General features: G+C 64.6%; 11 protein-coding genes. 10 read left to right on the plus strand and 1 reads right to left on the minus strand.

The features are described from left to right. The first annotated feature begins 346 nt into the window (after positions 1–346). From SGRAN_RS05255 to SGRAN_RS05265, 3 genes are read left to right on the plus strand one after another with little or no spacing between them, the layout of a single operon-like run. Positions 347–1,393: a phosphotransferase family protein gene (locus SGRAN_RS05255; protein ID WP_237233784.1), complete on the plus strand. Its 1,047-nt coding sequence runs from the start codon at positions 347–349 to the stop codon at positions 1,391–1,393. A 10-nt stretch (positions 1,394–1,403) separates the two neighbouring features. Continuing rightward, positions 1,404–2,150, plus strand: a complete 747-nt coding sequence (locus SGRAN_RS05260; RefSeq protein ID WP_067181276.1) for an SDR family NAD(P)-dependent oxidoreductase — start codon at positions 1,404–1,406, stop codon at positions 2,148–2,150. A 14-nt stretch (positions 2,151–2,164) separates the two neighbouring features. Beyond that, positions 2,165–3,391, plus strand: a complete 1,227-nt coding sequence (locus SGRAN_RS05265) for an acyl-CoA dehydrogenase family protein (RefSeq protein ID WP_067181278.1) — start codon at positions 2,165–2,167, stop codon at positions 3,389–3,391. A gap of 66 nt (positions 3,392–3,457) precedes the next feature. On the opposite strand, the gene SGRAN_RS05270 is transcribed toward SGRAN_RS05265, so the two are convergent. Further along, the gene (locus SGRAN_RS05270; RefSeq protein ID WP_082737082.1) at positions 3,458–4,090 is read right to left on the minus strand and encodes a TetR/AcrR family transcriptional regulator; all 633 of its coding nucleotides are present in this window, start codon (positions 4,088–4,090) and stop codon (positions 3,458–3,460) included. 475 nt (positions 4,091–4,565) lie between these two features. On the opposite strand from SGRAN_RS05270, the gene SGRAN_RS05275 reads away from it, so the two are divergent. The 7 genes from SGRAN_RS05275 (at position 4,566) to SGRAN_RS05305 (ending at position 12,892) form a co-directional block, all read left to right on the plus strand. After that, positions 4,566–6,872, plus strand: a complete 2,307-nt coding sequence (locus tag SGRAN_RS05275) for a TonB-dependent receptor (RefSeq protein WP_082737083.1) — start codon at positions 4,566–4,568, stop codon at positions 6,870–6,872. Between the two features lie 11 nt (positions 6,873–6,883). Further along, on the plus strand, positions 6,884–8,455 hold the full coding sequence (locus SGRAN_RS05280; RefSeq protein WP_067181285.1) for an AMP-binding protein: 1,572 nt from the start codon (positions 6,884–6,886) through the stop codon (positions 8,453–8,455). Between the two features lie 34 nt (positions 8,456–8,489). Then, on the plus strand, positions 8,490–9,680 hold the full coding sequence (locus tag SGRAN_RS05285) for a lipid-transfer protein (RefSeq protein ID WP_067181288.1): 1,191 nt from the start codon (positions 8,490–8,492) through the stop codon (positions 9,678–9,680). Next, complete coding sequence (locus tag SGRAN_RS05290) at positions 9,677–10,135, plus strand: MaoC family dehydratase N-terminal domain-containing protein (RefSeq protein WP_067181290.1); 459 nt, start codon at positions 9,677–9,679, stop codon at positions 10,133–10,135. The genes SGRAN_RS05285 and SGRAN_RS05290 overlap by 4 nt, the downstream gene beginning before the upstream one ends. After that, positions 10,128–10,535 carry a MaoC/PaaZ C-terminal domain-containing protein gene (locus tag SGRAN_RS05295; protein WP_067181293.1) on the plus strand — a complete coding sequence of 136 codons (408 nt, stop codon included), beginning with the start codon at positions 10,128–10,130 and terminating at the stop codon, positions 10,533–10,535. Before SGRAN_RS05290 ends, SGRAN_RS05295 begins: the two co-directional genes overlap by 8 nt. 23 nt (positions 10,536–10,558) lie before the next feature. Beyond that, positions 10,559–11,389 (plus strand): SDR family NAD(P)-dependent oxidoreductase, encoded by an 831-nt coding sequence (locus tag SGRAN_RS05300; RefSeq protein ID WP_067181295.1) that lies wholly within the window; start codon positions 10,559–10,561, stop codon positions 11,387–11,389. A gap of 102 nt (positions 11,390–11,491) precedes the next feature. Then, positions 11,492–12,892 (plus strand): hypothetical protein, encoded by a 1,401-nt coding sequence (locus tag SGRAN_RS05305; protein WP_172709616.1) that lies wholly within the window; start codon positions 11,492–11,494, stop codon positions 12,890–12,892. Positions 12,893–12,938: the final 46 nt, after the last annotated feature.

Genomic DNA, 12,938 nt, shown 5'->3' on the forward strand with positions numbered 1-12,938 from the left:
ACGATTAATCAGCTTCAACGTCAAATAAACTGCGCGTTGAAATTTGCAACGCCGAAGGCCTCTTTGAGGCGGCAAGAGGCGCCGCTAGTTGACAAGGAAACTTCATAAATCTACTAACTGTTCAGACAAAAAATGGAGAAGCTGGATGAGGATATCGCTTTTGGCGGCCATGCCGGGTTGCGGCGTAGCGGCGGCTCCGGCTACCGTTGCGCACGCCGATAGCGCGGACCTGTTCAACGGTCCCTGCGAGCGGCCCGACATCGGGGAAATCCAATAGAAGCCCGGACATTCGCTTCCGTCGTCCCCATCTGGCGGGGATGACCGGATGCGCTATCAGGTGACTGGAATGCGTGAAGGGGCAATGATGATCGAAGGGGTCGATCTGGCCGCGCTGCGGGCGTGGATGGATGGGCAGGGCATTGGGAAGGGCCCGATCGTCGACGCGCATCCGCTATCGGGCGGCACGCAGAACATCCTGCTACGCTTCAGGCGCGGCGAAGAGGTCTATGTGCTGCGCCGTCCTCCGCTCAATCTGCGCGCCAACTCCAACGAAGCGATGCGGCGCGAAGCGCGCGTCCTGGCGGGCCTTGCCGGAAAGGGCGTTCCGCATCCGCGGTTGATTGCCGCATGCCCCGACGAGGCGGTAATCGGCGCGGCCTTCTATTTGATGGAACCCGTGGACGGCTTCAATCCGGTGGCGGGATTGCCGCCGTTGCATGCCGGCGACCCGGCGATCCGCCATCGCATCGGCCTGTCGATGGTGGAAGCGATCGCGGCGCTGGGGGCGATCGACTATCGCGCCGCCGGGCTCGAAGGGTTCGGCAAGACCGACGATTATCTGGAGCGGCAGGTCGGCCGCTGGCGGGCGCAGCTTGCCTCCTACGCCGATCTGCCGGGCTGGCCCGGCCCCGATGCGATCCCGGGCGTCGATACCGTCGGGCGCTGGCTCGACAGGCACCGGCCGGCGGATTTCCGCCCCGGGATCATCCACGGCGATTTCCATCTCGCCAACGTCATGGTCCGCCCCGACGGCGGCGACCTGGCCGCCGTCGTCGACTGGGAACTCAGCACGATCGGCGACCCGCTGCTCGATCTTGGCTGGTTGCTCGCGACCTGGCCCGAGGGCGACGTCCCGCGCGCGACCGACGTCGCGGCGACGCCGTGGCAAGGCTTTGCGACGCCGGCGGAACTGGTCGCGCATTATGGCGCCGTCAGCGGACGCGATCTCGCGGCGCTCGACTGGTATGTCGTGCTTGCCTGCTTCAAGCTCGGCATCATCCTCGAAGGCACTTACGCCCGCGCCTGCGCCGGAAAGGCGCCGCGCGAGACGGGCGACCGGCTCCATGCCCATAGTGTCGACCTGTTCGCGCGCGCATTGCGCCGCATTGGCTGAAAGGAAGAAGATGAAGGACGATACCGACTTTTCAGGCAAGCGCGTGCTTGTCGTCGGCGGGTCGAGCGGAATCGGCAACGGCATCGCGCACGGGTTCCGCGAACGCGGCGCGCGGGTCCATGTCTGGGGCACGCGCGCCGATGCTGGGGATTACGGCCCCGCCGACGGGTCCGACCTGTCGGGCCTCGGCTATGACTGCGTCGATGTCGGCGACCCCGACGCGATCGAAGCCGCGCCCGCGCCGGCTTCGTTTGACGGGGGCCTCGACGTGTTGATCCTGTGCCAGGGAACCGTCATCTATCGCCGCGGTGAATTCGAGCGCGCGGGTTGGGACCGGGTGATGGCGGTCAATCTCGACAGCCTGATGCACTGCGCGCGCAAGTTCCGCGCGGCGCTGTCGGACAGCAGCGGATCGATCGTCATCGTCAGTTCGGTTTCGGGACTGAAAGCGAATATCGGCAACCCCGCCTATGCGGCGTCGAAGGCCGGGGCGATCAGCCTGACCAAGACGCTGGGGCAGGCGTTCGCCGCCGACGGTATCCGCGTCAACGGCCTCGCGCCCGGTCTCGTCGATACCAAGCTGACAAAGGTCACGACGCAAAATCCCGCCCGGCTCGAAGGCGCGCTCGCGAATATTCCGCAGCAGCGGCTGGGGACACCCGCCGACATGGCGGGCACCGCCATTTTCCTCGCCTCGCCGCTTGCCTCCTATGTCACGGGCCAGACCATCGTGGTCGACGGCGGGCTGATGCTGTAACGAAAGGCAGAAACATGGATTTCGAATATAGCACCAGGGTCGCGGCCCTGCTCAAGACGCTCGAAGCCTTCATGGACGAGCATGTCTATCCGAACGAGCGGGCCTATTACGACTTCGTCCACGACCAGAACAATCTGTGGCAGGAATGGCCGCAGATGGAGGCGCTGAAGGACAAGGCGCGCGCCGCCGGGCTGTGGAACCTGTTCCTGCCGCACGAATATGGCGAATTCTCTCCGGGGCTTTCCAACCTCGAATATGCGCCGCTGGCCGAAGCGATGGGGCGCGTGCCCTGGGCGAGCCAGATCTTCAACTGCTCGGCGCCCGACACCGGCAATATGGAGGTGCTGGCCAAATTCGGTTCGCCGGACCAGCAGGAACGCTGGCTGAAGCCGCTGCTCGCCGGCAAAATCCGCTCGGCCTATGTGATGACCGAGCCGCAGGTCGCTTCGTCCGATGCGACCAACCTCGAGCTGTCGATCCTGCCCGACGGCGACGATTATGTGATCAACGGCCGCAAATGGTGGATATCGAACGCGATGCATCCGCGCTGCGACATCTTCATCGTGATGGGCAAGACGCATTTCGACGCGCCGCGTCACATCCAGCACTCGCAGATCCTCGTCCCGCGCGACACGCCGGGGGTCGAGGTGGTGCGCCATCTGACCGTGTTCGGCTCGCACAATTCGCCGGGCGGCGAGGTCGAGCTGAAGTTCGACAATGTGCGCGTGCCGAAGGAAAATCTGATCCTGGGCGAAGGGCGCGGGTTCGAAATCGCGCAGGGGCGCCTCGGGCCGGGGCGCATCCATCACTGCATGCGCTCGATCGGACAGGCGCAGCGCGCGCTCGAACATATGGCGCGCCGCGCCGACAGTCGCGTCGCCTTCGGCAAGAAGCTGGCCGACCAGAGCAGCATCCGGCAGGATGTCGCGCGCAGCTTCTGCGAAGTGGAAATGGCGCGGCTGCTGACGCTGAAGGCGGCCGATGCGATGGATCGGTACGGCAACAAGAAGGCGAAGGACCTGATCGCCGCGATCAAGGTGATCGCCCCGACGATGGCGCAGACCGTCGCCGACCGCGCGATCCAGGTGCACGGCGGCATGGGGGTGAGCGACGACACGCCGGTTGCCGGCTTCTTCACGCTCAACCGCTATATCCGCATCACCGACGGACCCGAAGAGGTGCATATGTCGCAGCTCGGCAAGCAGAAGATCGCCGAATATGCCGCGATGAACGCGCGATAAGCGGCACATCCGGATTCCGGCGATGCCGGGCGGCGAACGCCCGGCATCGCCTTTCCGTGAACCGCGCTAGCGGGGAAAGCCGTCCGGAAGGGGCGGGTGGATCAGTCCGTTGACCAGCATCATCATCATGGCGTCCATCAATTCGCCCGCGGTTTGCTGGCCGTCGTTCGCATACCAGCGGGCCAGCGTGTTCGCCGCCGCATAGAGGGTGAACGCCAGAAGCCGGTCGTCGCAGCTCTGGATCGACCCTTCGGCGATGCCCTCCCGGATCAGCCGCCGCACCATGTCCGTGAGTTCGCGCCGCTGCTCCAGGCTCTTTTCGCGCAACGGCGACGGCAGGTCGTTGGGCGCGGTGAGGGCGAGGCAGCGACCGAAGTCGTCGGTCATGCATTCGGCGTAGAACCGGAAATATATGACGATCTTCCGGAGCGCGGAGCTGTCCGTATCTTCGCAAATCTCCAGAAAAGCCCTTTTAATCTTCCCGGCGGCATAGATGTTCGCTTCGAGAAGAAGCTCGTCCTTCGACCGCACATAATAATAGAGCGCGGCGGGCGTCATGCCCAGTTCGTTCGCGACGTCGTTCAGCGACGACCCGTGATAACCCAGCCGCGCAAACACCCGCGCAGCCCCCTGGATCACGTCGAGCTTCCTCGTGGCGTAGCGACGATTTCTTTTGGGGCTGACGGTGGGTGACTGCATGGCGATTCCTAAATGATGGCGAGCGGCCGGCGGGGCGGCCGGGCCGGATCATATTCCGCCCTCCGCGCGACGACCTGCATGTCGCGGGTGAGCCCTTGGCATCCTTGATATGGGATCCCCCGGCCGTCCCTCGGCCTTGTCCACCCCCTTTTTTCCGAAGACCGTAGCACAGCGGCATGCCGACCCCAAAGGCCGGTATGAATCGCTCGCGAGAGACGGGACACGGGGGTGTTCCTGCCGTTGCGGGGCGCTATCGTCATTGCTGTCCAATGAGTCAAATTAATATGAAAGCTCGTTTGCTTCGTAAATGGGCATCTTACGGAGTTATCTGCAATATGCTGCGAAAATTCGCTGTAATTTTGTACTGTCGTTGACAGCACGCCCAAATTATTCTAATGATCGTTTAGGAAAAAAATAGAGGATTCGGGTTGGCGGACCAAGGCTCTCCCGGGTCTCGAATGGAGAGGATGCTGGGATGGGTAGAAAACGCATGTTCATGCTGTCGGGCGCGGTTTTCGTTGCGATTTCGGCCGGTGCCGCTTCGGCGCAGGAGGCGCAGCCCGCGCAAGGCGAAAACGAGATCATCGTGACCGCGCAAAAGCGCTCCGAGAATATCCAGGACGTCCCCATCTCGATCGCGGCCTTTTCCAGCGCGCAGATGGAGCAGGCCAATATCGCCGATATCGCCGACCTGGGTCGCGTGGCGTCGAACTTTTCGGTCACCAAGCCGGGGCAGGCCGCGAACGTCCGGATTTCCGTCCGCGGCATCGCTTCCTCCAGCAACACGGCGACCGAGCCGAGCGTCGCGTCGTTCGTCGACGGCATCTATATCCCGCGCCCCGGCGCCGTCATCACCAGCTTCCTGGACATATCGGCGGTCGAAATCCTGCGCGGGCCGCAGGGAACGCTGTTCGGGCGCAATGCCAGCGTCGGCGCCCTCAGCCTCCGCACGGCGGAACCCGAGCAGAGCTTTTCCGGCCGCCTGACCGGAGAGATCGGCAACGCCGACCGCTACAAGATCGACGGTTACATCAACGTCCCTCTGTCGGACAATGTCGCGGTCCGCGTCGCGGCGCTGCGGCAGTGGTTCGGCGGATATTGGCACAACCGCCTCGATGGCAAGCAGTTCGGAGGTGCGGACGATTTCGTCACGCGCGGATCGATCAAGGCGGAGTTTGGAAATGTCACCTGGCTGGTGCGCGGCGACTATGCCGAGACCAGGGGGGACGGCGGATATAATGCCGACTTCATCGCTTCGTCGATCAGTCCCGCTCAACTCGATGCGTTGCAGGCGCGGCTCGGGGGCCTTCTCCCCGACACCGAAATCGGGGACCGCAACGCGAATTTCGTCCGCGTCGGCGACTTGCGCGACCGGCAATGGGGCGTCAGCAGCGACCTTTCGCTGGATAGCGGCGGGTTCACTTTCCGGCTGATCAACAGCTACCGGGACTGGACCTCCTCTCAGCTCGACGGCGACCTCGGCTATCTGCCGGTGCCGCTGGTGACGCGCACCGGCGATTACGACAGCGAGAGCCAGAGTCACGAGCTTCAGATCATTTCGCCCAGTGACGAGCTTCTCGGTGGGAAGCTGGATTTCGTGGCGGGGCTTTATTATTTCGAAGAGGATTATCGCATCGGGGAAGGTTTCAACCTTCAAAGCGGCTTCTGTGGTCTCGCCGCCAGTGCCGCGCAGAGGCCGGCTTGCAACGCCTCCCTGGTTTCTCCCGGCGGCGACGGGGCCACGGACCTTCAATTCTCCCAGAACGTCAAGAGCTATGCCGTCTACGGCCAGTCCACCGTCCATCTGACGGACCGGCTGGACGCCACGCTCGGCGTCCGCTGGACGCGCGATGAAAAGCGCGGCCTGTTCGATCAGAAAGTCAACAATCCCTTCGGCGCGGCGCTGCGGGCCGCCGAGCTTACGCCGTTGTCCCTGAACGACAGCAAGGTGACGTGGCGGGCCAATCTGTCCTACAAGCCGACCGACGACCTGATGCTCTTCGCCACCTATTCGACGGGATATAAGTCGGGCGGATTCAATTCGGGCGGCGGCACGCCGGCGCTTGGTCAGCGGCGCCTGTTCGCCCGCGAAGAAGTCGACAATTACGAGCTCGGTGTGAAATCGAGCTGGCTGGACGACAGCTTGCAGGCCAATCTGACGCTCTATCGCATGGACATCGGCGGCTATCAGGATCGCGGTTTCGATGGCACCAGTTTCGTCGTCCGCAATGCCGGCAGCCTGCGGCAGCAAGGCATGGAATTCGACGTCGTCATGCGGCCGGTCCGCGATTTCTCGGTCACTGCGTCGCTTGCCTATCTGGACTCGAAGTTCACCAGCTATGAATTCGGGCCCAACCTGCCCGGCCTTTCGGGAACGCAGGATCTGAAAGGGAAGCGCGTGGCCTTCGCGCCGGAATTCACCGGCAATGTCGCGGCGGAATGGCGCGGCGACATCGGGTCGAACCTCGAATGGAGGATGAACGGCAATATCTCGTTTCTCTCCGACTATTTCAGTTCGGTCAACGATGGGAACCCGCAAACCATCATGGACGGCTTCGCGCAGATCGGCGCCCGATTCTCGATCGGAAGCATGGATGAGCGCTGGACCCTCGCCCTGTTCGGCAACAACCTGATCAACCAGTCCTTTTGCTCGTCCACCGCCTATCAGCTTCTCGACGGTCCTCTGGGCCTGCGGAACGGGGTCTTCCCCGGAAGCACGGCGATCCGCTGCATCCACGGCGAGCCGCGAACCTATGGCGCATCCGCCACGGTCCGCTTTTGAGGATCGGCAGAGTGACCGGGTCGGTTGAAGACGGGGGCGGCAGCGTGGCCGCGGTTCGCGCCGCGGTCACAGGCTGCGCCGACCGCCCTGCGATCATAACCCGTCATGCCGAACTCGACTGGAGCGGCACGCTGGAGAGCGCGGCCCGCATCGCCGGCGCGTTGCGGTCGCTGGGTGTCGGGCGCGGCGACCGGGTGGCGATCCTGGCGGCGAACGACGGCCTCTATGTGCAGCTTTATCTGGCGATCCCCTGGATCGGGGCCGTGCTGACGCCTTTGAACTGCCGGTGGAGCGTCGCGGAAAATGCCTTTGCCCTGGCCGATTGCCGACCCTCGCTGATGATCGTGGGCGAAGGGTTCGAACAGGCGGCGCAGGACGCGATCGCGCGAAGCGGGCTTGCGCTTCCAGTCGTTTCGTCCGGCGCGCTGCGCCCCGAATGGGTACCGGCCAGCGAGTTTTCGGGACACGCGCCCGTCCCCCCCGAACAGGTGGACGGCGATGCACCGTGGGGCATTTTCTATACGGGCGGGACCACCGGCCGCGCCAAGGGGGTCATGCTCAGCGGAGCGAACGTCGCCGGCAACTCGCAAACCGTGCGCACGCTTGGCGTGTTTCCCGATGGTTGTCGCGCGCTCATCGCGGCGCCGCTCTTTCACCTCGCCGGCGCATCGGCGCTCATGTCGACGATGCTGGCCGGGGGCGCCGCGGTCGTGGCGCCGGGCTTCCATCCCGCCGAAACGCCGCGGCTGATCGCGGACAACGGCGTCACCGACGCCTTTCTGGTTCCGGCGATGATCCGGATGGTCCTCGACGATCCGGGTTTCGATCCGGGCCTGCTGTCGGGCGTGCAGCGGATTCTCTATGGCGCCTCGCCGATGTCGGAGGCGTTGCTCGACCGCATCACGGCCGCAGCCCCGCACGCCCAGTTCTACCAGGCCTATGGCATGACGGAAACCTCAGCGGCGGCGACGCTCCTCACCCCGGACATGCACCGGGACGAGAATCGCCGGGCGGGCAAGCACCGCAGCGCCGGCCGGGCGATCCCCGGCACCGAGGTGCGTGTCGCCGACCCGGCCGGCCGCCCCGTCGCGGTGGGCGAGGTCGGCGAGATATTGGTCCGCGGGCCGGGCGTCATGCTCGGCTATTGGGAACAGCCCGAGACGACGGCCGCCGCGCTGGCGAACGGCTGGATGCACACCGGGGACGGCGGATATCTGGACGAAGACGGATTGCTGTTCGTCGTCGACCGGATGAAGGACATGATCGTTTCGGGCGGCGAGAACGTCTATTCCGCCGAGGTCGAAGCCGTGCTCGACAGTCACCCGGCCATCGCGCAGTGCACCGTGATCGCGGTACCGGACGCGCGCTGGGGCGAGCGCGTCCATGCTGTCGTCGTCTTCCATCCCGACACGGACACCGGCGAAGAGGAACTGGTGGCGTACTGCCGGGATCACATTGCCGCATATAAATGCCCGAAATCGTTCGAGTTCGTCCCGGTCCTGCCGCTGTCCGCCGCGGGCAAGGTGCTGAAGGCCGAGTTGCGGGCGCGGCATTGGACGGGGCAGTCGTCCAACGTCTCCTGACCGATTTCCATCATTTTTCCAAGGAAGTGAACCGATGAAGAATGTGCATGTTGCCGGTGTCGGCATGATCCCCTTCACCAAGCCGAGCCAGGCCGAGGACTGGGACGTGATGGCCGAAAAGGCAGTTCGGCTCGCGCTGGCCGATGCCGGGATCGGCTATGACCAGATCGAGCAGGCCTATGCCGGCTACGTCTATGCCGATTCGACCGCGGGCCAGTCCGCGCTGTACCGCGTCGGCATCACCGGCATCCCGATCGTCAACGTCAACAACAATTGCTCGACCGGGTCGACCGCGCTGTATCTCGCGCGGCAGATGGTGGCGTCGGGGGCCGCCGACTGCGTCCTCGCCGTTGGGTTCGAGCAGATGAATCCGGGCGCCATCGGCATGATCTTCAACGACCGGAAACGGGTGATGGACCTGCACCAGTCGGTGCAGGAGGAGATTCAGGGCGTCGCCGAAGGCGTGCCTTTCGCCGCCCAGCAGTTCGGCGGTGCCGGCATCGATTATCAGCAGCGTTACGGCATCGGCGACGAGGTTTTCGGGATGATCGCCGTGAAGGCGCGGCGGCACGCGGCGGGCAATCCGCTGGCGCTGTTCCGCGATCCGCTGACGCTGGAAGAGGTCATGGCCGCCAAGCCGCTCTACGGCCCGGTCACCCGGCTCCAGGCCTGCCCGCCGACCTGCGGCGCGGCCGCGGCGATTCTCGTTTCGCCGGCCTTCGCGGCGCGGCACGGGTTGGATGCGTCGGTGGAAATCGTCGCGCAGGCATTGACGACCGACACTGCCGCCGCCTTCGAAAACCGATCGATGATGAGCGTCGTCGGCTACGACATGTCGAAGGCCGCCGCCGATCAGGTCTATGCGGCGGCGTCGATTGGGCCCGACGAAGTCGACGTGGTGGAACTGCACGACTGTTTCACGCCCAACGAGCTCATCACCTATGAGGCGCTCGGCCTGACTGCGGAAGGCACCGCCGAGCGCTATATCCGCGACGGCCAGAACAGCTATGGCGGCAAGCATGTCGTCAATCCGTCGGGCGGCCTGCTGTCCAAGGGGCACCCGCTCGGCGCGACCGGCCTCGCCCAATGCTATGAACTGACGCACCAGCTTCGCGGCACGGCCGACCGCCGGCAGGTCGAAGGCGCGCGCGTCGCGCTCCAGCACAATATCGGGCTGGGCGGCGCCTGCGTCGTCACCCTGTACCGAAAGGCCGGCGCGTCATGATCGATCGCGACAAGCATATCGGGCAGGCGTCCGAACCCCGCACGGTCGAGGTCGAGCGCGGCTTCCTGCGCTTCTTTGCGGAGGCGACCGGGGAAACCGACCCCGTCTATTTCGACGATGCGGCCGCGCTGGCCGCCGGGTTCCGGGCCATCCCGGCACCGCCGACCTACCTCTTCTCGCTCAACATGTCCGTCCCCGCGAAAATCGGCGCGGTCCTCGATCCGGTGAACGGGATGGGCGTCGACATGAGCCGCATTCTGCATGGCGAACAGAGCTTCACCTATCACCGCCCGATCTGCGCGGGCGACCGCCTGACCCTGGTGACGACGACCCGGGACATCTACGCCAAGAAGGGCGGGGCGCTGGAATTCGTGGTCCAGGACACCACGGCGCACGACGAGGACGGCGTGCTCGTGGCGGAAATGGAAAGCGTGACGGTGGTGCGCAATGGCTGAGACTCTCGCAGTGGGCACCATATTGCCCGAACTCGTTCGCGGTCCGATCGATCGCACCACCCTCGCACTGTTCGCGGGCGCCAGCCACGATCATGTCCGGCTCCACATCGACAGCGACTATGCCCGCGACGCCGGGATGGGCGACGTCTTCGCGCACGGCATGTTGTCGATGGCCTATCTTGCGCAGGCGCTGCGCAGCTGGGCGCCGCAGGATCGCATCCGGCGCTGGAACGTGCGGTTCACCGCGATCACCCCGCTCTATGCGACGGTCCGCTGCACCGGCGAGGTGCTGGAGGAAATCGAGATGGACGGCGAGCGCGCCCTGCGCATCGCGATCAACGCCTTCATCGACGACGGCACCCGGACGCTCGCGGGCGAAGCGCTCGTCGCGGTCGCCTGAAACAAAAGGAAAGACAGGATATCATGACGTTGAAACTGGAAGGCAAGGTCGCGATTGTATCGGGATCGGGACGCGGCATCGGCCGCGCGGTCGCGCTGAAGCTTGCCTCGGAAGGCGCCGCCGTGGTCGTCAACGACCTCGACGAGGCGCCGGCGCTCGAAACGATCGCGGCGATCGAGGCCGCGGGCGGCCGCGCGGCGGCGTGCATCGGCAATGTGACCGCGCCCGATTTCGGTGGGCGCTTCGTCCAGACGGCGCTCGACCGGTTCGGCGGCCTGCATATCATCGTCAACAATGCGGGCTATACGCGTGATGCCGTGATCCAGCGGCAGAGTGACGAGCAGTTCCAGGCGATGCTGGACGTGCACACCGTCGCGCCGTTCCGCATCCTGCGGGCGGCCGCCGAGCCGATCCGCCTGTTCGCCAGGCAGGAGGCTGCCGAAGGCCGCGAGGTTATCCGCAAGGTCGTCAACATCTCGTCGATCGCCGGCACGAACGGCAATGCCGGGCAGGTCAATTATTCGGCCGCCAAATCGGCGCTGATCGGCATGACCAAGACGATGTCGAAGGAGTGGGGGCGCTACAAGGTCTGCGTGAATTGCGTCGCCTTCGGCTTCATCGAGACGCGGCTGACCAAACCCAATGACGATCCGGATTCGCGCATCGGCATCGAAGGACAGGAAATCCAGGCGGGCGTCCCTCGCCAGATGCTGGAGATGCTGAAGACCGCGGTTCCGCTGGGCCGGGCGGGCCTGCCCGAGGAAGCGGCCGGCGGCGTCTATCTGATGTGCGCGCCGGAGAGCGATTATATCAGCGGTGAAGTCGTGTTGGTCGGCGGCGGCGTCAGTCTCTAGCCATCCTGGGTCGGGCGTCGGGAGAAAGAGGGTGAAGGATCGATTCCGCGCGGCGCTGCCAACAAAGCAGACGTCGGCATCCCGCAACCTCGAAAGGACAGTATGATGATCAGATCGATAGCCGCAGCCATTCTTGCGGGCCGCCGGTTCGAACTCAAGCAGTCGCGCCTGGGGTTGGCTATGGTGTTGGGGGGCCTGGCGGCCGCCAACTTCACCCCTTCGGCTATGGCCGCTTCCCATTCGCAGCGCGGACAGGACGCCAGTGCGTGTTTCTGGTTTGGGCCGTATGTCAAAGACAATCCGGGATTCAATGTCGGTTTCCCCGATACCGGAGCGGCATACTGGTCGGCGAACATCGCCATGCCAGCCGGGTCGAAGATCGTGCTCAGGGGGCAGTACGCACATGCCCGCTACCAATCGGTCAGCGCCTACGAAGCAAATGGCGCGGCGCTTGATTCGCTAACCGACTACCAGATTGCCCCTGACCGGGGCTCGCGTAACCCTTTCCTCCCCGGCGAACGGCGAACGGGTGAGAAGAATCGATCATTCACCGTGGAAATCCGGAACGAAGCTGTCCCTGCCTCGGATCGCGCATCCAACACGCTATATGCGAAGGCATCGGCTGGCGATCGGCAAATTCTGTTCTTCCGCTTGTATGTTCCCGACAAGAACCGAGACTTGACCGGCGGCGTGGGACTGCCGACGCCAGAACTCGTGCTCGCCGATGGACGCCGGATGACCGGCAAAGCCGCTTGCGCCGCGCTCAACGTCGCGGCGGAGATCGTACCGATCCCGATACCCACCAAGGCGCAGTACGCGGCGCTTCGCGACCGGCCGGGCGCACCGGATGGTTTCCCAGCCCAGAATCCGCCGGTATTCCATGCCTTCTATAATCCGAAGTTTCGAACCGCGTGCCTGTACAGCCTGAATCCGGGGGTCGACTGTCGTCCCGCCACGGCCCCGGCGCGCGCCGGCGGCCTCTACCCGAACATCGACAACAACTATATCGCTGCCTATTTGAGCCGCCGCTACGGAAAGGTGCTCGTGTTCCGGGGGAAATTGCCGACGGTGCCGACAACCTACAACCGCACCCCGCGCTCGTCGGAGGGACAGTTGCGCTACTGGTCGATCTGCCAGACCGAGAGCATCGCAACCACCCGGACCACCTCCTGCCTTTACGACGAGCAGGTTCCCATCGATAGCGATCGCAACTATGTGATCGTCAGCAGCCTCGACAGCGACCGTCCCAAGAACGCGACCGCGAAATGCGGCGTTGGCTTCCTGTCATGGTCTGCCGTCGGCGACGGGGCAGGGCATCTCGACGATGCCTATATATATGTGCGCAACTTGCTTCCTTCATCCGGCTTCTCCCATGCGAACCAGAATACGAAGCTGCCGGGCGATGAGGCGGCGGTGCTGGGCGATTACCTCCCCCGGGCGGAGTATATGAGCATCGAGGAGTTCGAGAAAATGGGGTGCCCGGCCAGTCGCGACGAGCGCTAGCGGGGTATGGCGAAGTCTACTCAGGGCGCCGGTGGGCGGCAGAAGC

It is taken from the genome of Sphingopyxis granuli (genome assembly GCF_001559015.1).
GTDB classification, from domain to species: domain Bacteria; phylum Pseudomonadota; class Alphaproteobacteria; order Sphingomonadales; family Sphingomonadaceae; genus Sphingopyxis; species Sphingopyxis granuli.

Bases quoted from the DNA above. Each gene is read 5' to 3' on its own strand.
- SGRAN_RS05255 (WP_237233784.1), top strand. From the start codon at position 347: ATGCGTGAAGGGGCAATGATGATCGAAGGGGTCGATCTGGCCGCGCTG.
- SGRAN_RS05260 (WP_067181276.1), top strand. From the start codon at position 1,404: ATGAAGGACGATACCGACTTTTCAGGCAAGCGCGTGCTTGTCGTCGGC.
- SGRAN_RS05265 (WP_067181278.1), top strand. From the start codon at position 2,165: ATGGATTTCGAATATAGCACCAGGGTCGCGGCCCTGCTCAAGACGCTC.
- SGRAN_RS05270 (WP_082737082.1), bottom strand. From the start codon at position 4,090: ATGCAGTCACCCACCGTCAGCCCCAAAAGAAATCGTCGCTACGCCACG.
- SGRAN_RS05275 (WP_082737083.1), top strand. From the start codon at position 4,566: ATGGGTAGAAAACGCATGTTCATGCTGTCGGGCGCGGTTTTCGTTGCG.
- SGRAN_RS05285 (WP_067181288.1), top strand. From the start codon at position 8,490: ATGAAGAATGTGCATGTTGCCGGTGTCGGCATGATCCCCTTCACCAAG.
- SGRAN_RS05290 (WP_067181290.1), top strand. From the start codon at position 9,677: ATGATCGATCGCGACAAGCATATCGGGCAGGCGTCCGAACCCCGCACG.
- SGRAN_RS05295 (WP_067181293.1), top strand. From the start codon at position 10,128: ATGGCTGAGACTCTCGCAGTGGGCACCATATTGCCCGAACTCGTTCGC.
- SGRAN_RS05300 (WP_067181295.1), top strand. From the start codon at position 10,559: ATGACGTTGAAACTGGAAGGCAAGGTCGCGATTGTATCGGGATCGGGA.
- SGRAN_RS05305 (WP_172709616.1), top strand. From the start codon at position 11,492: ATGATGATCAGATCGATAGCCGCAGCCATTCTTGCGGGCCGCCGGTTC.